The organism is Collinsella sp. TM05-37, from assembly GCF_003436455.1.
Classification (GTDB): Bacteria; Actinomycetota; Coriobacteriia; order Coriobacteriales; family Coriobacteriaceae; genus Collinsella.
This window is the reverse complement of the sequence record NZ_QSPN01000004.1, coordinates 1-23,723: the sequence shown is the minus strand read 5'-3', so window position 1 is coordinate 23,723 and position 23,723 is coordinate 1. Positions and strand designations below refer to the sequence as shown.

At 58.4% G+C, this 23,723-nt stretch carries 16 protein-coding genes and 2 tRNA genes; 15 read left to right on the top strand and 3 right to left on the bottom strand.

The features are described 5' to 3' along the window. Nucleotides 1-84 precede the first annotated feature (84 nt). Together DXD48_RS03400 and DXD48_RS03395 are read left to right on the top strand one after the other, a co-directional pair. Nucleotides 85-1,050, top strand: coding sequence for a D-alanine--D-alanine ligase (locus tag DXD48_RS03400; protein WP_117564010.1), 966 nt, complete (start codon nucleotides 85-87; stop codon nucleotides 1,048-1,050). After that, nucleotides 1,044-3,938 carry a helicase C-terminal domain-containing protein gene (locus DXD48_RS03395; protein WP_117564009.1) on the top strand — a complete coding sequence of 965 codons (2,895 nt, stop codon included), beginning with the start codon at nucleotides 1,044-1,046 and terminating at the stop codon, nucleotides 3,936-3,938. The genes DXD48_RS03400 and DXD48_RS03395 overlap by 7 nt, the downstream gene beginning before the upstream one ends. Here the strand turns inward: DXD48_RS03395 and DXD48_RS03390 are convergent. After that, a complete protein-coding gene (locus tag DXD48_RS03390) occupies nucleotides 3,935-4,852 on the bottom strand; it encodes a YafY family protein (protein WP_117564008.1) in 918 nt (305 codons plus the stop codon). The genes DXD48_RS03395 and DXD48_RS03390 overlap by 4 nt on opposite strands. Beyond that, entirely contained in the window at nucleotides 4,839-5,861 is a 1,023-nt protein-coding gene (locus DXD48_RS03385; protein WP_117564007.1) for a YafY family protein, read from the bottom strand. The genes DXD48_RS03390 and DXD48_RS03385 overlap by 14 nt, the downstream gene beginning before the upstream one ends. A gap of 198 nt (nucleotides 5,862-6,059) precedes the next feature. Between DXD48_RS03385 and DXD48_RS03380 the strand changes: the two genes are divergently transcribed. Next, a complete protein-coding gene (locus DXD48_RS03380) occupies nucleotides 6,060-9,236 on the top strand; it encodes a hypothetical protein (RefSeq protein ID WP_117564006.1) in 3,177 nt (1,058 codons plus the stop codon). Between the two features lie 21 nt (nucleotides 9,237-9,257). Continuing rightward, nucleotides 9,258-9,476: a hypothetical protein gene (locus DXD48_RS03375; protein WP_022094153.1), complete on the top strand. Its 219-nt coding sequence runs from the start codon at nucleotides 9,258-9,260 to the stop codon at nucleotides 9,474-9,476. A 66-nt stretch (nucleotides 9,477-9,542) separates the two neighbouring features. Here the strand turns inward: DXD48_RS03375 and DXD48_RS03370 are convergent, their stop codons facing one another. After that, entirely contained in the window at nucleotides 9,543-12,974 is a 3,432-nt protein-coding gene (locus tag DXD48_RS03370) for a SpaA isopeptide-forming pilin-related protein (RefSeq protein ID WP_117564005.1), read from the bottom strand. A 297-nt stretch (nucleotides 12,975-13,271) separates the two neighbouring features. On the opposite strand from DXD48_RS03370, the gene DXD48_RS03365 reads away from it, so the two are divergent. The 11 genes from DXD48_RS03365 (at nucleotide 13,272) to DXD48_RS03315 (ending at nucleotide 23,212) form a co-directional block, all read left to right on the top strand. Then, nucleotides 13,272-13,346, top strand: a tRNA-Gly gene (locus DXD48_RS03365). Nucleotides 13,347-13,770: 424 nt separating this feature from the next. After that, the gene (gene purB, locus DXD48_RS03360) at nucleotides 13,771-15,117 is read left to right on the top strand and encodes an adenylosuccinate lyase (RefSeq protein ID WP_117564004.1); all 1,347 of its coding nucleotides are present in this window, start codon (nucleotides 13,771-13,773) and stop codon (nucleotides 15,115-15,117) included. Nucleotides 15,118-15,245: 128 nt separating this feature from the next. Continuing rightward, nucleotides 15,246-15,509 carry a TIGR03905 family TSCPD domain-containing protein gene (locus DXD48_RS03355; protein WP_117564003.1) on the top strand — a complete coding sequence of 88 codons (264 nt, stop codon included), beginning with the start codon at nucleotides 15,246-15,248 and terminating at the stop codon, nucleotides 15,507-15,509. Continuing rightward, nucleotides 15,509-16,720, top strand: a complete 1,212-nt coding sequence (locus DXD48_RS03350; RefSeq protein ID WP_117564002.1) for a twin-arginine translocation signal domain-containing protein — start codon at nucleotides 15,509-15,511, stop codon at nucleotides 16,718-16,720. Before DXD48_RS03355 ends, DXD48_RS03350 begins: the two co-directional genes overlap by 1 nt. A gap of 153 nt (nucleotides 16,721-16,873) precedes the next feature. After that, complete coding sequence (locus DXD48_RS03345) at nucleotides 16,874-17,596, top strand: response regulator transcription factor (RefSeq protein WP_117564001.1); 723 nt, start codon at nucleotides 16,874-16,876, stop codon at nucleotides 17,594-17,596. 12 nt (nucleotides 17,597-17,608) lie between these two features. Next, nucleotides 17,609-19,174, top strand: coding sequence for a cell wall metabolism sensor histidine kinase WalK (locus DXD48_RS03340; RefSeq protein WP_117564000.1), 1,566 nt, complete (start codon nucleotides 17,609-17,611; stop codon nucleotides 19,172-19,174). Between the two features lie 118 nt (nucleotides 19,175-19,292). After that, nucleotides 19,293-20,171 (top strand): phosphoribosylaminoimidazolesuccinocarboxamide synthase, encoded by an 879-nt coding sequence (locus DXD48_RS03335; RefSeq protein WP_117563999.1) that lies wholly within the window; start codon nucleotides 19,293-19,295, stop codon nucleotides 20,169-20,171. Beyond that, nucleotides 20,172-20,747: a hypothetical protein gene (locus tag DXD48_RS03330; protein WP_055251296.1), complete on the top strand. Its 576-nt coding sequence runs from the start codon at nucleotides 20,172-20,174 to the stop codon at nucleotides 20,745-20,747. Nucleotides 20,748-20,836: 89 nt separating this feature from the next. Then, on the top strand, nucleotides 20,837-22,117 hold the full coding sequence (locus DXD48_RS03325) for an aminopeptidase (RefSeq protein ID WP_117563998.1): 1,281 nt from the start codon (nucleotides 20,837-20,839) through the stop codon (nucleotides 22,115-22,117). A 28-nt stretch (nucleotides 22,118-22,145) separates the two neighbouring features. Beyond that, nucleotides 22,146-22,221: transfer RNA gene (locus DXD48_RS03320), tRNA-Lys, on the top strand. Nucleotides 22,222-22,414: 193 nt separating this feature from the next. Further along, nucleotides 22,415-23,212: a TraX family protein gene (locus DXD48_RS03315; protein WP_117563997.1), complete on the top strand. Its 798-nt coding sequence runs from the start codon at nucleotides 22,415-22,417 to the stop codon at nucleotides 23,210-23,212. The last annotated feature ends 511 nt before the right edge of the window (nucleotides 23,213-23,723 follow it).

Here is a 23,723-nt window from a genome sequence, read left to right as displayed (position 1 = left end):
GAAGCCTTTCGATTTTGGGGAAACGTAGAGGGTATCGCTACAATATGGTATCAGCTGCAGAAATTATAGAGGAGGAGTCTGCCCATGCCGGGTAAAAGCCTAGAGAACATGCACGTAGCGGTCTTGGCGGGCGGTCGTTCCGCCGAGCGCGAGATCTCGCTCAATTCGGGAAAGAACGTCGTGGTGGCACTGAAGGAAGCCGGCTACACTTCGGTGGAGCTGCTCGACACGGCTGCCGATGACTTTATGGTAACCATGGCGACCGGTGGTTTCGACGTGGCGTTTATTGCCATGCACGGTGCCGGCGGTGAAGATGGTGCCATGCAGGGTGCCATGGAGACCCTGGGTATCCCCTACACGGCCTCGGGCGTGCTTGCCAGCGCTTGCGGTGCCGACAAGGAGGTCTCGAAGCTCCTGTACGCCAAGGCGGGCATTCCCATTGCCCCCGGCCTCGCGCTCGAGGCGGGCGATGAAGTCGATATCGATCATATCGTCGAGGTTTGTGGCGAGCGCTGCTTTGTGAAGCCGGCCGTAAACGGTTCCAGCTATGGCATTTCCCTGGTCCATGAGCCCTCCGAGCTGCCCGCGGCAATCGCCAAGGCGTTTGAGTACGGCGACAAAGTGCTGGTCGAGAAGTGCATCGAGGGTACCGAGATCACCGTCGGCGTATACGGCGAGGATGACGTGCGCGCCCTGCCGATTGTTGAAATCCGTAAGCCCGAGGACTGCGAGTTCTACGATCTGGACGTGAAGTATGTCGACCCTACGGACATCCATCGCATTCCGGCGCAGATTTCACCCGAGAACTACGCTCGTGCTCAGGAGCTCGCCTGTGCTGCCCATAAGGCACTCGGCTGCCTGGGTATCTCGCGCAGCGACTTTATCGTGAGCGAGGATGGCCCCGTCATCCTCGAGACCAACACGATTCCCGGCATGACCGATACATCGCTGTATCCGGATGAGATTCGCCACACCGATGACATGACGTTCCCGCGGGTGTGTGACAGTCTGATTCGTATGGGACTTCGTCGAGCGGGCGTTGCATGCTAATCGAGGACGCTGTTTCGTCGGGAACGCCGCAGTTTGTCATCGATTCCTATGCCACGCTTGCCGGGCGCGCCAAAACCCAATCGTTTGGTCTCATCGAGGAAGATGTTATCGTCCTCGATACCGAGACCACGGGTCTTTCGGTGCAGGACAACGAGCTTATCGAGATATCAGCGGCCCGCCTTTCGGGCCGCGAGGTTGTCGATCGGTTCGATACCTTCGTGCATCCCAAGCAGCTGATTCCCGCCGAGATTACCGAACTCACGAGCATTACAAACGCCGATGTGGTGGATGCCCCATCGGCCGTCGAGGCCGTGGCCGCTCTCGCCGATTTTGTCGGCGGCTGCCCGGTGATTGCGCATAATGCCACCTTCGACCGTTCGTTTATCGAGTCGGTCAAGGGCGGTGTCAACGTCAGCGACATCTGGATCGATTCGCTGGCACTGTCGCGCATCGCGCTTCCGCGCCTGGCCTCGCATAAGCTGTCTTTCATGGCCGACCTGTTTGGCTGCGACTCGGTGTCGCACCGCGCCAACGCCGATGTCGACGCCCTGTGTGGTGTGTGGCGCGTGCTGCTCGTGGCGCTCACCGACTTGCCTCAGGGCTTAATGGCGCGCCTGGCCGACATGCACCCCGACGTGCCCTGGTCCTATCGTCCCATCTTCTCGTTCTTGGCGGGACAGAACCCCGGTTCCATCTTCTCTCTCAGCGCCGCCCGCGCCGACGTGCTCAAGGCCGATCGGGCCGATGATCGCGTCGATGCGGACGAGCTGCCGGTCCTTAAGATGCCGAGCCGCGAGGAAATCGAGGCGGACTATGCCCCGGGCGGCCTGGTTAATCGCATGTATCCCACGTATGAGCCGCGCGATGAGCAGATCGCGATGGCGCTCGAGGTCCGTGACGCACTCGTTACGGGAACGCATCGCGTGATTGAGGCGGGGACAGGCGTCGGTAAATCGATGGCCTATCTGGTGCCTTTTGCCGAGGCCGCGCGCCGCAACAATATCACGGTTGGTATCGCGACTAAATCGAATAATCTTGCCGACCAGCTCATGTATCATGAGCTGCCCAAACTTGCCGAGCAGCTGGACGGAGGCCTATCGTTTTGCGCCCTCAAGGGCTATGACCACTATCCATGCTTGCGTAAGCTTGAGCGCATGAGCCGCGGCCAAGTCGAAATTACGACTAAGCGTGATCCCGCCGACACGCTTACGGCAGTCGCGGTCATCATGGCGTACGTGTGTCAGTCGGCCGATGGCGACCTCGACTCGCTTGGCATTCGCTGGCGCAGCGTCAACCGTCCCGACTTCACAACGGCCTCGCGCGAGTGTGCCCGTCGCCTCTGCCCGTTTTTCCCCGATAAATGCCTGGTCCACGGCGCCCGCCGTCGCGCGGCGCATGCCGATGTGGTGGTCACCAACCATTCCCTGTTGTTCCGCAATGTTGCGGCCGAGGGCAGAATCTTGCCTCCGATTCGTCACTGGGTGATCGATGAGGCCCACTCCATCGAGCGCGAGGCACGCCGTCAATGGGCGCGCGTGGTGTCGGCGGATGAATCGCGCGTTCTGTTTGAGCGCCTGGGCGGCTCGAGCACCGGTGCGCTGAGCCAGGTTTCCCGCGATTTGGCAACCTCGGAGGGCTCTACGCTTTACCTGGGTCTTACCGCCAAGGCGACGTCGACGGTTGTACGTGCGAGCATGGCGATTGCCGATGTGTTTGACGGCGTTCGCGAGCTTGGCCGCCGTGCCCGCGGCGGCTATGACAATGCGAACCTATGGATTGGCCCCGAACTGCGCGAATCTGACGACTGGCATGATTTCTTACAGTCGGCCTACGCTGCCATCGATGCATTGGAACAAGCTGACAAGAGCGTCGACGCGCTGGTGCAAGCCGTTGCCGCCGACAAGCCCGAGGTTGTTGTCGGCCTGGGTGATATCTCGCGCCGCCTACACGAGCTGGCCGAGAACCTCAAACTCATCATTGACGGTACCGATGAGCACTACGTGTACTCGCTGCAAGTCAATCGCAGATTGCGCGCCGGCGGCGAGTCGATGACCGCGGAGCGCATCGATATTGGCGAGGCCTTGGCAACCGAGTGGCTGCCCGAGGTCCACACGGCTATCTTTGCATCGGCGACCATGACGGTTTCCAAGAGCTTTGAGCATTTTAACCACGCCGTCGGACTCGATCGTATCGGTGCCTCGACATCATCGTCGCTGCACTTGGATTCGAGCTACGACTTCGATTCGAATATGGCCGTGGTCGTGGCTGGGGATATTCCTGATCCGCGCGACCGCGAAGGCTATCTTACGGCGCTCGAGCGAGTGCTGGTCGACGCCCATCTTGCCATGGGCGGATCGGTGCTCACGCTGTTCACCAACAGGCGCGACATGGAGGAGCTGTACGCTCGCGTCGAGCCCAAGATGGCTCGTGCGGGTCTGGAACTCAACTGCCAGCAGCGCAACTCGTCCCCTCGCCGTCTACGCGATCGCTTTATCAACGAACCGACCTCGTCGCTCTTTGCGCTTAAGGCCTTTTGGGAAGGGTTTGACGCCAGCGGCGAGACGCTGCGCTGCGTCATCATCCCCAAGCTGCCGTTCTCGAGCCCCACAGACCCGCTCTCATGCGAGCGCAATCTGCGCGAAGACCGCGCTTGGGTGCGCTATTCTCTGCCCGAGGCCGTGCTCGAGGTCAAGCAGGCAGCCGGTCGCCTCATTCGCTCATCGACCGATTGCGGTGTGCTGATTCTGGCCGACCCGCGCCTAGTGACGAAGGGCTACGGAAAGAAGTTCTTAACGTCGCTGCCCACGAGCTCCTACCAGCGCATCGAATCGGCGCAGATCGGTCACTATCTGCAGCTGTGGCGCGCACGCCACGAGCGGCGCCGCTAAAGCGGACAGACGAGGGATTTTGCCATATCGCACAGACGCTCTGACAGGGCGGGGTCATCCAAGATGCGGATGGCCCCGCCCGCTGCGATTACCTGGCTTAACAGCCAGCGCTCGGAGCCGTAGCGCACATTCGCTGTCGAGCTGTCCGCCCCATTGGGTTCAATCGACATGATGCCGGGCCAGTCTAGGCGCTCTGCCAAGGCGCGCGGCATGAGAAGTTTCGCGCTCCGCTCCGCCTGGGCGAGGGAGTCATGGAGGGTCGCGGGCTCCGGTTCGTGGCGCACGACGGAGTCGTCGGTCAAGACCAGGCCCTCGATTTTATCCATACGATAGGTACGCTGTTCGTCGACCGCGACATCCCAGGCAATCAGATACGTTTGGTCGCCGTTTGTTGTGATGTGCAAGGGGTCGACCAAACGCTCGCGCGCTTGTGTGTCATCCATCGAGCGATACGAGATGCGGCAGCGAACGCCGTCCCGAATGGCGCAGCTCAGCTGCTGCCAGTGCGATCCGTGGGCGACGGTGTCAAAGACGCGCTGGTTGTAGCCGAGCTCTTTGGGAAGAAGGGCGCGCCGTATTCGAGCCGCCGCTTGGGGTTCGATCCCCAATGATTCAAGTTCATGGTTGAGCACAGCGCCCTCGGCGGCACTCAGCCGCAGCGGTAGCACGCGCCCCGCATCACCGGTGAGGATCACGCACTCGCCGCGGCGTTCGCAGATAATACGTGCGCCCGATTCTCGGTCCGCAAGCGTCGAGACGATCTCGAGAATCTCGTCGAGAGATGTCCCCGTGATATCAAAGCGGCTGCAAAGCTCGTCTCGTGCCATGCCATTCTCGCCGGCGGCGTAGAGGGCCTCCATGATGTCGATGGCGCGCGAGAATCTTTGCTCGCTGGTGAGTTTACGCACGGGCATGCTCGTGCACCGTCCTTTCGATGAGGTGATTCCACGTCTGCTTGAGGGAATCGGGGGCGACGGGCCTCATGCCATCCATGGCATGAGCCATGCAAAACGAGGCTGCGGCTTCAAGGTCGCGCGCGTCAACGGTCCAGGTCCATCCCGAATCGGTGTGTGCGAGCTCACCTCGCCCGCGTGTGAGACCGCTGATCATATCGGCCTGCGCTTCACGCGCGAACGAGAACGTAGCTGAAACGGGTGGGCGGTCGGCAAAATCGAAGTCAAAGAATAAGTAATCGTTGAGGTTGAAATCCGCAGGGATGGCGTAGGCCTTCGAAGGTCTCCAGGCGCGAACGATGCGGTCGCAGCGGAATGTTCTGATATTGCCTGTGGCATTGTCGAGGCCGCAGAAGTATGCCGTACCCTCGCGCTCGAACATGCCGTAGATGCAAACGGTCCGCTCGCGTTGTTCACCGCGCCCGTTTTGGTACAAAAAGCGCAGCGCGCAACGCTCGGCAAAGGCACTCCATACCGCATCGACGGCGGGAGAGCGGCGGATCGGTGCCTCTCCTGTCGTCGACATGCCGGTAAGGTAGGCAATCTTGGAGCGAATGTCGGCAAGCGGCGCGGAAAAGGTGGATGAGCCCGCCGCGAGTGTCTGGTCGATGGCGTTGAGCAGGATGTCGGCATCGTCTGCGGTGATGAGACCACCCGCGGCAAACGTGTGCTCGCGGTCGATCGTCCAGGCGCTCTCCTCGGTTTCCTGCGCTCCGGCAGCACGAACCTCCCTGATAACGATGCCGCGTTCGAGCAGCTTGTCGCGATCGCGGCGGAACTTACGCTTGTCTGAGTCGATATTGCCCGAGCCGTATCCCAAATCGGAATCCAGGACGATTTGCTCGGTCGTCAGCGGTTCGGGAGAACTGTTGAGTACAAAGAAAAGGTTGAGGATGCGCTGAGCCGTTTTATCGAAACCGGGCTCGGGTGCCCCCTTTTTAATTGTCGCGGTCGCGTCGCTTGCCGTCATAGAATCCTCGCATGAGAAGGTCGTTTGATGCCATGATTTTAGTCCGATATGGAGATTAGGCTATATCCTTGTCCGCTCGTGGCGTTAAGATGGCCCGAATTCGGTCGTTTGCGCTCGCTCGGGGTATACTTTCGACTATATACGGTTCTAATGTGCATGCATTGGGCCTATTTGTCGGATTATGGATGTGGAGCGCACATGGCGAACACCCAGAACTATATTAACCACCTGCTGCAGAGCACCGGCATTACGCCGGCGTGCAGTGAAGAAGAGCGCCTGGCTGCCGAGGATATCGCTCAGATTTTCCGCAACCACGGCTTTGACCCCGAGGTGCAGGAATTTAATGCTCCCGCGCCCAGCAGGTTGGCGTTTGCCGTTACCGGTATTCTGGCGTTTGCCGGCGCCCTGCTGATGGGCATCGGCGGCGGTATCGGCTTGGTCGGCACCTTGCTGGCCATTGTCGGTGCCGTGCTCTACGTGCTCGAGCGCACGGGGCATCCCGTGGTTTCGCGCCTGGGAAAGACCGGTGTGAGCCAAAATGTCATCGCCTATCACAAGGCCTCGGGCCCGCTTGCGTCTCCGCGCAACCGCCCGGTCGTCGTGGTGGCGCACTATGATTCCCCCCGTGCCGAGCTCCTTGCTCGCGAGCCCTACGCTCCGTATCGCGCGCTCATCGCCAAGCTCCTGCCTGTTGCCACGATCGCGCCCGCGGCTGTTGCCATCCTGCGTATCCTGCCGCTTCCCGGCGCGCTCAAGGTTCTGCTGTGGATTGTCGCGATCCTCGCTTCCCTCGTTGCGCTCGCCAACGCGGCAAACATCATCTCTAACCGCTACATTCTTCCCTATACGTCCGGCGCGGTGTGCAACAAGTCTTCTGTCGCCGCTATGCTCGGTGTTATGGACAACGTTGCTCCTTTCCAGGGCGAAAACGAGTTTCCCAACGATGTTCCGTTCGATACCTATTTTGGGGAGCAGAAGCGTCGTGCCGAGGAAATGGCGCGCGCAGCGGCGGAGTATGCCGCGGCCCAGCAGCAAAACGACTACGGCAACACCATCGAGTATGAAGAGCCTACCTACGCCGAGGACGAGTTCGGTCAGCCGATTGCTCCCGACGCTCAGGCCGAGCCCGAACAGGGTGAGGCTTTCGACGAGCAGATCGAGGGCTTTGAGGGTGCGTCTGCCGACGAGACGCTGATTGGCGCCATTGTGCCCGAGGATCAGAATCAGGCTGTCCAGGCCGAAGAGTTCAATGACGAGGTTCCCGCTGCCGAGCCGGCGGAGGAGCCTGTCGCGGCCGAGCCCGAGCCCAAGCTCTATCGCAATGCCGCCGGCAACATCCGCTTTGGTTCGGATGCCATCCGTGCGCTCGGAATGCTTCCCGAGTCCTGCACGCTCGATTACGAGGAGGGCGAGGAGCCGACGTTTGAGCCCGAGCCTGCCCCCGTCGTGACCGTGGATGATGAGTCTGCCGCGGTTACCGCTGCCGTTGCCGAGTCCGAGGCGGTGTCCGCGATCGATCCCGCGGCAGGACTGGACATTTTGGCTCCCGCCGCGCCGGCGCAAGACGTTGCGGACGAGTCTGACGACGATTACGCTGAACAGCCGAGGCGCGTGTCTTACGAGAGCGATACTGATTTCTCGGCCGAGATTCCCGCGGCAACGCCCCATGCCGATATTGCATCCGCGTTCTCTTCGATTGGCGCCAGCGCTTCCAACTTCTTTAAGGGTGCGCTTGCAAAGGGCAAGAAATTTGTCGACGATTTCGAGGAGAAGCGCGCTGCCGCACGCGAGGCTGCCGAGCAGGAGGCTATCGCTCAGCAGCAGGCGGCCGAGGCGGCACGCGAGCGCGCAGCACAGGAGTTCGAGCAGAACGAGGCTATGCAGTCCGTGCCCGTCGACGCTGCCGAAGCTACGACGTCCTTTGAGTCCCAGCAACCGGCGTCCGCGGATGTTGTTGAGGCGACGACGTCTTTCGAGGCTCAGCAGCACGTCGATAGCACCATGTCGTTTGATGCCGCGCAGTTCGATTCTACGATAACGTTTGAAAAGCAAGGCACCGCGATTGCCGAGCCCCTTCCTGTTTCCGATGAGCAGGGCGACGCGGCAGACGATGACGAGCCTATTGATGCTGCTGAAATCCAAGATGTCGCCGAGGACGAGCCCGTCGAGGCCAACTCTGACGAAGAGCAATACGCGGCAGCCGAGCAAGATGATTCGACCGAGGTCGAGCAGGAGGAAGTGCCTGCGGTTTCCGAAGCTTCCGAGACAGATGAGTCGAGGCCTTACTCCACGCAGATTTTCACCATGCCGACCCCGAGTGGTTCCGGTGCCACGGTTGCCGATGTTGCTCCCACCCAGGACGAAACAGTCGATTCCCTTATGGCCCAGATTTCCTCCCAGGCATCACCACGCCCGCAGATGAATGTTCCCGATCCGGCGTCGGCTCCGTCGCCTGCACCTTCCTCGTCTCCGCTAGCTTCGGTCCCCGATCCGTCGCTGCCGTCGATGAAGCAGGCAAACGTTGCGTCTCGCACGTCGCTGTTCGACCTTCCCGACCCCTCCGCACAGGTCAACGACCCCTTTGCTACCGCTCAGGGTCCCGAACCCACATCGGCACCCGTTGCGCCTCCTAGGCCCGTTGCGTCGGGCGCACAGCCGATCGAGACCATTTCGGCTCCCGCCCCGGCGGCACCCAAGTCTCGCAAGCGCGGCCTGGGCGGCCTGTTCGGTCGTAAAAAGAAAAACGAACAGGACAGCATGAGTGACTGGCTGGGCGTCGAAGACGATTACGATGCCAAGAAGTCCGGTCGCGGCATCGGTTCGTGGGATAATTTCGAGGACGATAACGATGGCTGGAAGGGCGGCGCTACGTCTTCCGACGGCGCTTCTTCCGAAGATATGCTCTCGGCTGTTGCCTCTATGGGTGACGATGAGCTGCTCGGTCACGATATCTGGTTTGTGGCAACGGGCGCCTCGGATTGTGATGGCGCCGGTATGAAGGCCTTCTTGGCTTCGCATCGCGATAAGCTCCGCGGCGTATTCTTCATCAATCTTGAATCCGTCGGCGCCGGTAGGCTTTCGGTGGTGACGGTTGAGGGCGAACAGCAGCTGCTCAAGGGCGATCGCCGCATCATGAACCTGGTCAGCAAGGTGTGCAAGTCGTTCCATGTCGATTGTGGCGCGCTCGAGATGCCCTATGCCAAGACCGATGCCTATGCCGCGCTCGAGGCGAGCCGCCGAGCCCTCACCATCGCCGGCGTGGACGGCACGCGCCTGGCTTGTGCTCGTACCGAGGACGACCTGCCCCACAATGTCAACCCGACGAACATTGCCACGGTATCCGAGGTCGTGACCGAGGTTATCCGCCGTTCGTAGACGGAGCTCTAAGGAGTCAACGTGTTTTCGTATATTAAGCGCCATTGGCCTGTCTACGTGATTTTGACCTTGATTGCCATTGCGTTAGGGTTTGGAGCTGCCTACATCGTGGGCGCGAAGGGCTCGACCCCCGCCTCCGCAATCAGCGAAGAGGTGGAGCAAGAACAGAGCACGGGCGCCGATGGGATTCCTGAGTCCGAGCAGGCAATCGTTGATGGTGGATCTTCGTCTGCAGAGTAGATACGGCGATTTAGATGATTGAAAGCGGGCGAGCCGGGGGACTGGCTCCCCCGCCTTTTTCTCGCGCTAGCGCTTCTTTGGGATTGACCTAAGGCGAGCGAACCATAGGGCTGCGGCACCCGAGGTCAGGAGCGCGGTGATGCAAGCGGCGATGGGAGCTGATCCTGTTGCCGGTAGGTCCTGCGGTAGGGTACAGCGTTGAATGACACGGTCCTCGTCATGTGACTCAAGTTTATCGCCGCCGCCGTTGCGGCAAAGATCGACGCGTGCGCTGTTGGTGAGTGCAGTTTGAGGTGTGTAAGCCGACGTTGCCTGCATGTGCACGACTGCGCCCCGAGCATCTGTGCCAAGGATTGCTTTGGCATCGTCAAGGTCGTCGTGCTCATCTTTGAGATCATCGCGGGTCCAAGAATCCGTATCGCTTCGAGTCGTAAAGTCGGCGGCTACCGCACCGTATTCAATGCGAATGCCCGTTACGACGGTATTGGATGCAAGGTCGAGTTCTTTCGCCTCGAGTGTGGCGGATTCCGTGGTCGAGACATCCGCCTTCCAGAGGTGCCAGCCGTCGTAATCGACGAGGCGGCAATCTTCACCCAGACTCTCTTTTACTTCGTCGGACTCAAGCCAAGGATTTTCGTGCCCATCGTCAAGCGTCGCGTTTGCCGGCTCATCGACGTCTGTCGAGTCCAACGGCGTCGTGCGATACCACACGTTGCACAGACCGTTGAGGTCGCCGATGGCGACGGGGGTTTCGATTGAGACGAATCTCGCCGTATCGTCCTCGGCACACTCAAGATCATCGGTAATTGTGAACTCATCAACCCAGGTAGCTGAATCGTTTCGAGCGTCGATGGTATAGGAGAAAAGACCGTCCGTATTGGTTTGCGTTGCGGCGCGATTTTTACCATCGCCGTTGGCCAGCAGACCCTTCCCGATAGGTTGGACAAGCTCCTGACGCTTGTCGACCTGTCCTTTGATCTCGATGGGCGCATCCTTCATCGCGACGGATTGGACTTCTCCCGTATCCTTTATTTCAAACGTTATCTCCTCGGCAAGGTCATAGGTCCGCGGAGACATCATTTCGCGCAACGAGTAGGTGCCGGGTGCAAGATGTTCGACGCGGTGCGGCTTGTCGGATGAGGTCCAGGAGTCTATTTCGGTTTTATCGGGACCATATAAGGTGAGTTGTGCGCCTTTCACTTCCTGCTCTCCGCTTGCATCGACCTTGGAGATACCAACCTTGGTGTAATTGTCGGATACGTTAAGCCGTGCTTCTACAACGGGTGTTTTCTGGTCGGCATAAGCGAGGTCTACGATATGGGGCGTCCGGTCGAGTAAGAAGCCTGCCGGCGCTTGAGTCTCGACAACCTCGTAGCGTGCGGTGCCAGATCCCAGCGGGAGGTCGTCCGCGCGTGCTTCTCCAGTTTTATCCGTTGTGACGGTAGCGACAGTCTCACCGTCGAGCGCGGCAATGCTACCGTCGGAGCGCACGATATCACCCGAGGCACGGATCTCAAAGATGGCGCCCGCGAGGCTGCTGCCGTCTACGACATCGGTTTTAACGATCCTGATGTTTCCGGTCGCGGCGCGGTCATAATACGAGGCGATTACAACGGGCGTTAGGTTCATGTCGGCGGGTATGTTTACCTCGATCTCTTTGCCGACAAGATAGGGCTCTTTGGCCGAGGTTTCGCGTACATAATAGGTGCCCGGCACGAGCGATTCGGGCAGTGTGACGGTCCCGGTCGCGTCAGTCGTAAAGGTGTCCATTACGTTATGTGCTGGATGCCAGCAAGTTTGTGAGACAGGTTTGTGATTGCTGTCGAGGAGTTGGAAGGTGAATCCGGCTAGGGGAACAGAAGCGCCTGTTTGGGCATCGCGTTTTACAATCTGGAGATGCGTCGACAGAGCGTGGTTGTCCACGATATATTGAAGCTCGGCGCCGTTGGAAATCTGATTGGCCTCGACGGTCCATTCCCCTGCACGTTTAAAACCCTCTGGGACGGTTTCCGGAACCTCACGAACGGTGTAGCCGGCGCGGTCGTATGGGATGGCTCCGTGGACACCGGCGGGTCGCTTGCCTGCGCCAAACCATGCTTCGGGCTGATCTTTGGTGGAGGCAAAGCCATAGATGTTTGTGGTCAGTGTGCCAACAACCTGCTGAGAGCTGTTGCTCACAACCTCAAAGACAACACCTCCCGCCGGCTGCTCCAAGCCGGATTGGTCGCTATTGCCGTAGTCCTTGAATTTGGAAATTTCAAGGTCAAATGCAATGGGGATATCGGAAACGCGAGATTCGATCTCGACCACGCCTGAATCACCGAGCTGGTCGGCTCTAACGGTATAGGACCAGCTGTCGTTGGATGGCAGGTAGCCCTCGGGGGTTTTTGATTCGTAGATGGTAAAGGTTCCTAAGGGGACATCGGCGAGGGTGGCCCGACCGCTTTCGTCGGTCGTGAGGATTTGCGCCCATCCAGGGGTTGATTGCGACACACACGTGAACTCTGCTCCCGCGAGTGAAGATCCCACCTGGGGGCCGGCATTCGTCGCGGCATCGAGTTTTACGACATGCAGGGTGATGGCGCCGGGTTGTTCATCGATGGCGACCTGCCCGCCGTCATTCCCCGTGGTAAAGGCGATGCGATCGGGGCGGGGGACATAGCCGGCCGGCGCCTTCGTTTCAACTAGGTAGTATGCCGTATTGGGCAGAAGTGTTGCCTGTGCTCGACCGTTGCCGTCCATCTGAATGGTGCCGACACGTGCGTCGCTGGCGCTCTCAAAAACATCGAATGTTGCCCCGTCAAACTGATAAGTATTGTTTCCGCTGGTAATGGCAGCGTTTGCAGACTGCTTTTGGAAGGAAACAGAGACCGCCGGCAGTACATAGAGCATGTCTTGACGTTTGCTGCCGCCCGATACGGTTCCTATATAGCGCCGCGCGCGGTGCGGAGCGGCTTTGATGCTTCCTGATTTTGCGCTGTCGTGGAGCCACCGCGCAGCCGCCACGACTTCATTGTCGGCGGTAAAGTGCCCGCTCTTGGTTTTGCCCTGAGCGGTTGTGTAGGAGTAGGTGCCGTCGACATGGGTAGTGCCGTTGAGCATCCATACGGCAAGCTGGGTGGCGGCGCGGGCGCGATCGGGTGAAAGATGGTAACCGCCAAACGACGTGGCGGTAGGATATCCGTGACAAACGATTGCCGCGAACTCGTCGTCGAGCCACACCCAGCCTTGATCAAAGTTGAGCCATGGGCCGCCCGGCTTGGTGGGGCCGGGGCGCTCCTGGTTCATGCAGTAGGCAATCGAGGCGTCTTGAGCTTCATACTTGCCGATGAAGAAGGGCCCACAATCATCGCTAATAGTGCGGAAGCCGAGCTGGTCGTAGCCATCGACGGCAAATGCGGCTCCCGGTGCCAGACAGCCGAAAAGCAGGAAGAGGAGCAGGAGCAGCGGACCTGTTGCGATTGCGCTGTGGACAGAGTGCGTGGGTGCGTTGGACATGGCTGCTCCTTATCCCTCGTGCGCCGCATGGGGAGGTTGCGACGCGTAGGATGAGGCTACCCCCGAGGTTCATGCGGGTAAGTACCGGAGCCTGACCAAAAGCTTGCCCAATTCCTGACAAATTGAGCTCAAATACAACAATCAGGCAAAAGCGCAGGTAGAAGATAAGGAGAACAGGAGGCCAAAGGTCCTCGTCTCCACAATTGATGCGATTTTCAAACGAATCTCCACAGCTAAAACAAGCATCGCCACCCTTGTATCGAACAAGACAACCGCGTTATACTAGCCAACACACAAGCGGGCATCGCCAAGTGGTAAGGCATCAGCTTCCCAAGCTGACACTCGCGGGTTCGAGTCCCGTTGCCCGCTCCAGAAAAAGTAAAAGCACGACACCGTTCCGGTGCCGTGCTTTTTTCAATAAAGCGCCGGGACTCGAACCCGCCAGGGTGCGAGCGTAAAACAAACGCGAAGCGTTTGTAGCGAGCAGGCGAAGGCGCCGGCAGGCGCCTGAAGCCGGTGCGGATTTGCGAAGCAAATACGCGGACGTCCCGTTGCCCGCTCCATCGAGCGCGGGAGACTTTGGGGCGGCCAATTCAACAAAGTCTTCCCCATCGTCTCCGTGAATCCGAGGAGATCGACCGCAGCCGGTGCGGATTTGCGAAGCAAATACGCGGACGTCCCGTTGCCCGCTCCAATTCCAAAATGTTAGGTTAATGCCTGCTGCCCATACTTGCACCTGCGCACGGTACAATGGTTGGGTTACGACCAACGTGCCAATAACCAAAAAGGAGCCGCTATGATCGATCGCTATACCCGCCCGGAGATGGGACACATCTTCTCCCTCGAGAACAAGTACGCCATTTGGCAGGAGATCGAGGTCCTGGCCTGTGAGGCCCAGGCGGAGCTCGGCAAGATCGGCATTTCTAAAGACGAAGCCCAGTGGATCCGCGACCATGCCAACTTTGAGAAGGCAAAGGTCGACGAGATCGAGGAGGTCACGCGCCACGACGTCATCGCCTTCCTGACCAACATGAAGGAGTACATCGACGCCGATGTTCCCGAGGGCGACCCCAAGCCCAGCCGCTGGGTTCACTATGGCATGACCAGCTCCGATCTGGGCGACACGGCTCTGTGCTACCAGCTCACCCAGGCCTGCGACCTGATCATCGAGGACGTCAAGAAGCTCGGCGAGATTTGCAAGCGTCGCGCCTTTGAGGAGCGCAACACGCTCTGTGCCGGCCGCACTCATGGCATCCACGCCGAGCCGATGACCTTCGGCATGAAGTTCGGCTCTTGGGCCTGGGAACTCAAGCGCGATCTGGATCGTCTTGAGGACGCCCGCAAGAATGTTGCCTTCGGTGCCATCTCGGGCGCTGTTGGCACGTACAGCTCCATCGAACCGTTTGTCGAGGAGTATGTCTGCGAGCACCTGGGTCTGGTTCACGACCCGCTGTCCACGCAGGTTATCAGCCGCGACCATCACGCCTATCTCGCCGGCGTTCTCGCCACCACCGCGGCCACCTGCGAGCGCATCGCTACCGAGGTTCGCAATCTGCAGAAGACCGATACCCTCGAGGCCGAGGAGCCGTTCCGCAAGGGTCAAAAGGGCAGCTCCGCCATGCCGCACAAGCGCAACCCGATCACCATGGAGAAGGTCTGCGGTCTGTCGCGCGTCGTGAAGTCCAACGCCCAGGTTGCCTTCGATAACGTCGCCCTGTGGCACGAGCGTGACATTTCGCACTCCTCTGCCGAGCGTGTCGCCCAGGCCGACAGCTTCATCGCCCTCGACCACATGTTCCAGTGCCTCATCCGCGTTATCGACGGCCTGCAGCTGTACCCTGCCCGCATGATGGCCAACCTCAATAAGACCCGCGGCCTCATCTTCTCCTCCAAGGTGCTGCTGGCCCTCGTCGACACGGGCATCACCCGCGAGGACGCGTACGCCATTGTGCAGGAGAACGCCATGGCAACCTGGCGCGAGGTGCAGGATTGTGTCTCCGGCCCCACCTTTAAGGAGCGTCTCGAGGCCGACCCGCGCTGCACCGTCAGTCAGGAGAAGCTCGACGAGATCTTTGATCCGTGGGACTTCCTCACCCGTATCGACACGGTCTTTGATCGTCTGGAGCAGCTGAGCTTCGAGTAGGTTCGGGCATAACGTTAGCTTTTTAGGGCGCTTTGCTGGTAATGTGTGTTGCCGGCAAAGCGCCTCGTTGCATTTAGGGAAAGACGGGGATAATAGTCGTCTCGAATAACATTCTGAGAGGGGATCGCATGATTTCGTTTGATTACAAGCCGCAGGGTGTATGCTCTCGCAATATTCACCTTGACCTTTCCGATGACGGCAGCAAGGTGCTGGGCGTTGAGTTTACCGGCGGCTGCGATGGCAACCTCAAGGCCATCTCCAAACTGGTCGAGGGCGCTCCTGCTGACCGTGTGATCGAGGTTCTTGCCGGCAATACCTGCGGCATGAAGAAGACCTCTTGCGCCGATCAGCTTACGCGCGCTATCGAGGCCGCTCGCGCCGAGATCGCCTAATGGGTATCGCCGACCACATCAAGAACGGAATATCGCGTCGCGGCTTTGTGCTCGGTGGAGCTGCCGCGGGCGCTGCCACGGTGCTTGCCGGATGTTCGAAAAAAACAGGCACCAGTGATGATGCCGCTGGCGAGCCGCAGGTTATCAAGGACGATTCGAAGATTGTCTCGATCACTGATGAGTACGAGGCAGTTGACATCGATCTTGAGCCGGCGGCATCGTGGACGCTGCCGCTGGGCACGTTGCTGTACTACTGCGATGGTGACTATGCTGCGGCAATGATGGCGCCCGCATCGGCACTGCACGCCAACACACTCGGTGTGCTCAACCTGGGCGATGGCTCGCTTACCACATTAATTGAGAATCCTATCGAGGGCACGGGATATGCTTTTTACGATGTCCGTGCCGGCGACGGCGTGTTTGCGTGGGTTGAGATGAACTTTGCCAGTTCATCGTGGAAGCTCTACGCTCAAAATCTGTCGGGCGCTTCGCTCTCTGGCGACGTGGTTGAGCTCGATCGAGGTGGCAAGGACTACGATCCGCCACTGTTTACGGCGTTCGGGTCATCAGCCATCTGGTATAAAATGCCTTCGGCAGGCGGCAATAAAACGAGTAGTGATTCGTTTTGCTATCGTCGCTCGCTTGATGAATCCAAGGCCGAGACAATTTGGAAATCGACGGGCCGCTTTGCGTCGGCCCCGCGCGTGAGCGACGGCATTTTGACCATCTCGCCGCGTGTCCGCAACGACGAGGGCGTCTACTACGGCATAACGGCAATCGATCTGACCGATGGCAACAACACCAAACGTGCCCAGCTAGTCCTTCCCTCGTCAGTCTCGCCTTTCGAGGCCGTATATATGGGCGATACCTTCGTGTTTTCTATCGAGGCGACCTATAGTGGCGTGGGCAGCTTGGGCAACATGGGCACGTATATCGGTAATGAGGGAGGGCCGTACCTCTTCCTGTCACGCGAGCCGCTCGCATGTGCGGCTGGCAAGAAGAATAAATACCTTGTTAAGGTGCAGGCATCGCATTTCCTGATCGACACCTCCGCCAAGACCTATGGCTCGCTGCTGTCGCCCGACCGCGCTTTGGAGTATGGCGATTATCCAGCTACGGCGGGAAAATCGGACTCATTCCTTACGTACGCCACGGTGCGCAACAGCCAGGGTATACCAGAGACGGTCACTGCACGCCTATTCTCTCTTTAAGCTTAGAGGGGTTAAAAAGGCGCCAACAGGGGAATAAACGCGTTGTAATTGTGAGTACCGCCCGCCGAGCTGCCGCGTCATAGCGGCATCCGGCGGGCTCAGGTGCGTTAAAATGGGCTTGTTCTTAGCTAATTGAGACAGGGGGGCCGTGTTATGGCTTCAGATGCAAAAAAGATTCTGCTGGTCGAGGATGAGAAGGCAATCCGTGACGCCGTCGCTGCCTATCTCGAGCGCGAAGGCTACTGGGTTGTGGGCGTCGGCGACGGCCAGTCCGCGATCGAGGAGTTCGAGAAGCACCAGTTCGACCTGGTTGTGCTCGATCTTATGCTCCCCAAGATCCCCGGTGAGCGCGTTTGCCGCACTATCCGCGATACCTCGGATGTGCCCATTATCATGCTTACCGCCAAGGGTGAGATCGAGGATCGTATTATCGGTCTTGAGCTCGGCGCCGACGACTATCTGATCAAGCCGTTCTCGCCGCGCGAGCTCGTCGCCCGCGTTCGCGCTCTGTTCCGCCGTGCCCATCAGGCCGACGAGCCCGCCGTCGAGGTACTCGACTTCGGCGATCTGGTCATCGATATCTCGGGCCACAAGATCTTAGTCGAGAACAAGGAAGTGGACCTGACCGCTTCTGAGTTTAAGCTGCTCACCACGCTTGCTCGTCATCCCGGTCGTGTCTACAACCGTATGGAGCTGGTTGAGAAGGTTCTCGGCTACGACTTTGAGGGCTATGAGCGCACCATCGACAGCCACGTGAAGAACCTTCGCGCCAAGCTGGGCGACGACCCCAAGAAGCCCAAGTGGCTCTACACCGTTCACGGTGTCGGCTACCGCTTCGAGGCTCCGACCAAGACCGATAAGTCGGACGAGAAATAAAGGAAATCACATATGACACCTGCGCGCTTTGAAATCGGACAAAAGCACAAGCAGGAGAGCGAGGCGGGTTCCAAGGCTAGTTGGAACACGCCTCGTTCCGATTCACGGCCAACGATGAGCTATCCCTCGCGCATGGCACTTGCTTTTGCTCTGACATCGCTCATGACGGTATTGGTGCTGGTGGGCGTGGTCTCTGTTGTGTGGGGCACGGTCTTTTCGGATTACACGCGCTCCAATATCGTCGAGATCGCCAATTCCGCAGCCGAAAAGCTTGCGACGTCGTATGAGGAAAACGGCAACTGGACTGCGGGCGAGCTGCGCACGGTCGCGACATCGAGTTTGGTATCCGACGACCTGAGTATGCAGGTCGTCAACAAGAAGGGCGTTGTCGTCTATGACGACTCATGGCCTTCGGCAAGCGCGACCGCCGATGTGCGCGAGAGCGAATCGGCGTCGAGCAGCTCGAGCGGTAAAAAAGCATCGCATAGCCCGGTCTCGTCTGCTCCAACCGACTCCGATAGCGTTGCCAACGTCGAAATCATAACGTCTTCGGGCGAGCATGTCGGACAGGTAAAGCTATGGGCCATCGGCTCCGATGCCTTGCTCACCAAGGCGGATTCTGCATTTAGGGAGAAGACCTTTAACGCCATGGCCCTCGCCGCGGTTGTTGCAATCTGCATTTCGGTCGTTATCGGATCGCTCGTGTCGCGCATGCTCACCAAGCCGATTCATCGTATTACCAGCACGGCCAAGCAAATTCGCGATGGCGATCTGTCTGCTCGTACGGGCTTGCGCGGCGATGACGAGATCGATCAACTGGGCGAGACGTTCGATGAGATGGCCACTTCGCTCGAGAAGGATATGAAACACGAGAAACGTTTGACCTCGGACGTGGCTCACGAACTTCGTACTCCGCTTATGGCCATGCTCGCAACGGTCGAGGCCATGCAGGATGGCGTATATCCTACCGACGATGAGCACTTGGAGACTGTTGCTTCCGAGACGCGTCGCCTGGCTCGTCTGGTGCAGCAGATGCTCGACCTGTCGCGCATGGAAAACAGCACGGCTCCGCTCAACCTTGAGCCGGTGGACATGGTTCCTTTCGTGCGTTCCATCGTCAATGCCCAGGAGCGCCTGTTTGTCGACCGCGATCTGCGCTTGCGCTTTGCTGACGAGACCCAAGGTCACGACGATGTCGTCGAAGCCGATCCCGACATGATCACACAATGCGTCATCAATCTCATGAGCAACGCCATGCGCTACACCCCCGAGGGCGGTTGGGTCGTGGTGTCGGTGCTCAGTGACCGCAAACACGTCAGCATTGCCGTTTCTGATACCGGCATCGGTATTGCCAAGGATGACTTGTCGCGCATCTTCGGCCGTTTTTGGCGCGCCGATGCCAGCCGTGCCCGTGAGGCGGGCGGTCTGGGCGTGGGCCTCGCCGTGACTAAACAGATCGTCGAGCGCCATCACGGCTACATATCCGTGGAGTCGGAGCTTGGAAAGGGTACGACTTTTACGATTCATCTGCCTCGCGAGCACACGGCGGACGCGGCATCTACTACAATGGAGCACTAGCTTTTCGCTATTCGGTGAAGGAGGGGTTTCGTCCCTGCCGCTCCGAGTTTGCGAAAACGTGCGGGAAAGAACCCGCATTACTGTCGTATTTTGGTAAGGAGTGACTCACGTGACAACGATGGAGCGTCGTCCGGATTCCCGTGGCAAGGTTCGTGATATCTACGATGCCGGTGAAAACCTGCTGATGGTCGCCACCGACCGCATTTCTGCGTTCGACTTCATTCTTCCCGACGAGATTCCGTTTAAGGGAGAGGTGCTCAACCGCATCTCGGCATTCTGGTTCGATAAGTTTGCCGGCATCGTTCCCAACCACCTCGTTTCCATCGACCCGGCGGATTTCCCCGAGGAGTTTGCTGAGTATCGTGACTACCTCGCCGGCCGCGCCATGCTGGTTAAGAAGGCCCAGACGATTCCTATCGAGTGCATCGTCCGCGGCTATCTGACCGGTTCGGGCAAGAAGACCTACGACGAGAACGGCACCGTCTGCGGCATCCAGCTGCCTGAGGGCCTGACCGAGGCTTCCAAGCTTCCCGAGCCGCTGTTCACGCCGTCCACGAAGGCCGAGATCGGTGACCACGACGAGAACATCTCGTTCGAGCGTTGCTGCGAGATCGTGGGCGAGGACATCGCCACGCAGATTCGCGACCTTTCCCTCAAGATCTACAAGGCTGCCGCCGAGTATGCAGCGACCCGTGGCATCATCATTGCCGACACCAAGTTCGAGTTCGGTGTCATCGATGGCAAGGTTACGCTGATCGACGAGTGCCTCACGCCCGACTCCAGCCGTTTCTGGCCTGCCGCCAGCTACGAGGAGGGCAAGATTCAGCCCAGCTACGACAAGCAATTCGTCCGCAATTGGCTCAAAGCCAACTGGGATATGACGGGGGAGACCCCGCATCTGCCCGCCGAGGTCATCGATGGCACGTCCGAGCGCTATCGCGAGGCCTTCCAGATCATCACGGGCTCCCAGTTCACAAGCATGAAGGAGAACGCATAAGTGAGTACCCGTAGCGCCACGAACAAGCGCACGCAATCCCACGAGGTTACCGGGGTTGCGCGCAAGTCCGCTGCATCCGCCAAGCCCGCCCGTCAGGCAGCGAGCTCTGTCCGCGTCGTGCCGGCTTCGTCTAAGGCACGCCGCAAAGAGCTCGAGAAGGGCGAGAACCTCGAGGGCCTCTCTAAAGAGGAGAAGCGCGCCCGCAAGGCTAAGCAGCGCGCCAAGGAGGATCGCATCTACACGGTGTCGAATATCCTTCTCAAGCAGGATGAGGACTACACCAAGCGCCGCCGCATCTGGTGGGCCGTGCTCACTATCGGCATGGTGCTCGTCGTGGCCATTTGGGCTTCGCTGTACTTCGCTCCCGCTGGCATGGTGTCCAGCCCTGTCCAGATGGTCGGCATTGTTTTGTCCTACGTCGTCATTTTGGGTGACTTCATCTACGACTTCGTTCGTATTCGTCCCCTGCGCAACATGTACCGCACGCAGGCCGAGGGCATGTCCGAGAACAAGCTCAACGCCCTTATCGAGCGCTCGGCTGCCGAGGAGGACAAGAAGGACTCCAAGAAGAAGTAGCGTTTGCATGCATACTTATCGCTAAGATATAAGGCGCGTCGTTTTTGCGGCGCGCCTTTTTACTGTTCTATAGATAGATGGAGTGGCACATGATTCGAGCTGCCCTGACGGTCGAAGAGGCTCTGGAGGGCATGAAGGCCCTAGAGCCCAAGATTAAAAACTATGCGCGCCTGGTTGTCCGCAAGGGCGTAAACGTCAAGCCCGGTCAGGAGGTTGTCGTTCAGTCTCCGGTCGAGTGCGCGCCGTTTGCGCGCGTGGTGGTCGCGGAGGCCTATGCCTCCGGTGCCGGTCACGTGACGGTTATTTGGGCCGATGACGCCGTGACGAGGCTCACGTACGAGCATGTCGAGAAAAGCTATTTTGAGCAGACGCCCGAGTGGAAGCGCCTGCAGCTTGATTCACTGGCCCAGGATGGTGCCTGCTTTATCTTTATCGAGGGTGCGGACCCTGCCGCTCTTAAGGGCATCGATCCCGCTAAGCCTGCTGCAGCTTCTAAGGCAAGGAACACGCAGTGCAAGGTCTTCCGCCGCGGACTGGACTACAACATCAACCCGTGGTGCATCGCCGGCGCGCCGGTCGTTGCCTGGGCGCGCGAGGTGTTCCCGGGAGACGCCGATGAGGTTGCAATCTATAAGCTGTGGAATGCGATTCTGCATACCGCTCGCGCCGATGGCCGGGACCCGGAGAGCGACTGGGAACTCCATGACGCCGCATTCGAAAAGAACCTGCGTTTCCTGAACGACAATCGTTTCGACTACCTGCATTACACCTCGGCAAATGGAACCGATCTGACGATTGGCATGACGAAAGGTCACGAGTGGGCCGGCGGCAAGGGCAAGACGCCCGATGGGCACCCCTTCTTCCCCAACATTCCCACCGAGGAAGTCTTCACCTCGCCTGATCGTATGCGTGCCGACGGTATCGTGTATTCGGCTATGCCGCTCATTCACCACGGTAACAAGGTTGACGATTTTTGGATTAAGTTCGAGGCGGGCCGCGTAGTGGACTACGATGCCCGCGTGGGTAAGGCGACGCTTGCGAGCATTATTGACACCGATGAAGGTGCCGCTCATCTGGGTGAGGTCGCGCTTATCTCCAAGAACACGCCGATCCGTGAAAGTGGCGTTCTATTCTATGACACGCTCTATGATGAGAACGCTAGCTGCCATCTCGCGCTGGGTGTCGGTTTCCCCGAATGCATCGAGGGTGGGTATGACATGTCCAAGGAGGAGCTCCTGGAGCATGGCGTTAACGTCTCGAGCACGCACGTCGATTTTATGATCGGCACGGACGATATCGATATTACGGGCATTACGCCTGATGGACGTGAAGTTGTGATTTTCCAGAACGGCCAATGGAGTTGGGAATAGCCCCAGACCGTGGTACAATGCCACCCGCGGGCCGTTAGCTCAGCTGGCAGAGCAGGGGACTTTTAATCCCAAGGTCCAGGGTTCGAACCCCTGACGGCCCACCATAGAATAGAAAAGCGACTGGCGGATGCCGGCCGCTTTTTTGTTGCCGCGACATGGGTTCGAACCCGAAAGGGCGCGGAGCTGAGTAAACGCGTGAGCGTTTGCCAGCGCAGCGCGCAAGGCGCGAAGCGCCGCAGCGGCCGTCTGCAGAGCAGGCCGAACCTCTGACGGCCCACCCAAAGAAAGGAAAACGAAATGAAAACAGATAGATACGGAATTAGCGGCAGCACATTAAAGATAATAGCGGCCATTTCGATGGTTCTCGATCATGTAAGCAGGATCGTCCTGACCAATGGAATCATGACTCACGCATCGTACAATCAGATATCAGACGAACAGTGGGCGATTCTAAGCGAGGCTTCGGATGTGCTTCATGTTCTTGGCAGAATTGCATTTCCCTTATTTTGCTTTTTGATAGTTGAGGGATTTTTGCATACTCATGACATAAAGAGGTACCTGCGAAATATGCTTGTCTTCGCAATCATTGCGGAGCCCATATACGATTTCGTTCAAACCGGGCAACTATTTGACCTTCGGCAACAAAATGTTATGTGTGAGCTCCTGCTTTGCTTGGTCTTCTTGATAATTCTGGAAAAGATACAAAGCCTTTCAAAATGGAAGAGGTACATCGCAGAAACTGCTCTGATTGTTTTGACAGCACTGGCAGCTGAATACACTAAACTAGATGGCGGTGTGTATGGCATTCTGCTTGTGGCTGCATTCTATTTATTCCACGACAGCAAGGCCAAGATGTTCTTTGCTGCAGTATGCGCAGTGCTCCTTTCGTCATGCCATATAGTTGGCGGCGGATTTGAGTTTGCTACAGCTAATATATTTAATCCTGATGTTGCTGCCGCGGTCGTTTCGTTGCTGCTTATCAATCTTTATAATGGCAAGCGAGGGCTGAAGCTCAAATATTTCTTCTACATTTTCTATCCGGCTCATCTTGCTCTGCTTTATGGTGTCTCACTTATTGTTTTGAACTGTCTTTAAAAACTCTCAAACAAGTCTCTGAAAGCAGAACTAAATTGACCCTAAGACTGCTTGTGAATTTCCGGAAGACCTGTGAGATACGAGGATAGACAACGAGGGCTGTAGAAAGATGCTTCGAAAGCATGAATGGCAGCGAGAAAATGAGTTCGGAAGAACCCCTCTGGATGATCCAGCATAGAATAGAAAGCGATCGGCTCCGGCTGGTCGCTTTTTTGTTGCCGCGCCACGGGTTCGAACCCGAACTTCTCTATATATAAGAACGCTTGGCGAACAAAACCTGCCTTTTACCGACGGGAAACAAATAGCTGATGCTTTTGGAGTAAAGTGGCGCTCCAGAGATGACCGATGCCTTAACACCTATAAACCAGCTGGTCATCGCCAATATCAGAAGCCAATGCTTCAGTTTTAACCTCAGTGATGCGACTGAGGGACCTATTCATTTGTGAACAAAATATGGAGTGCGCGATTCCCGCCCCCGGCGCCCCTCCGGTCTGGCAATATATCTCCTTGC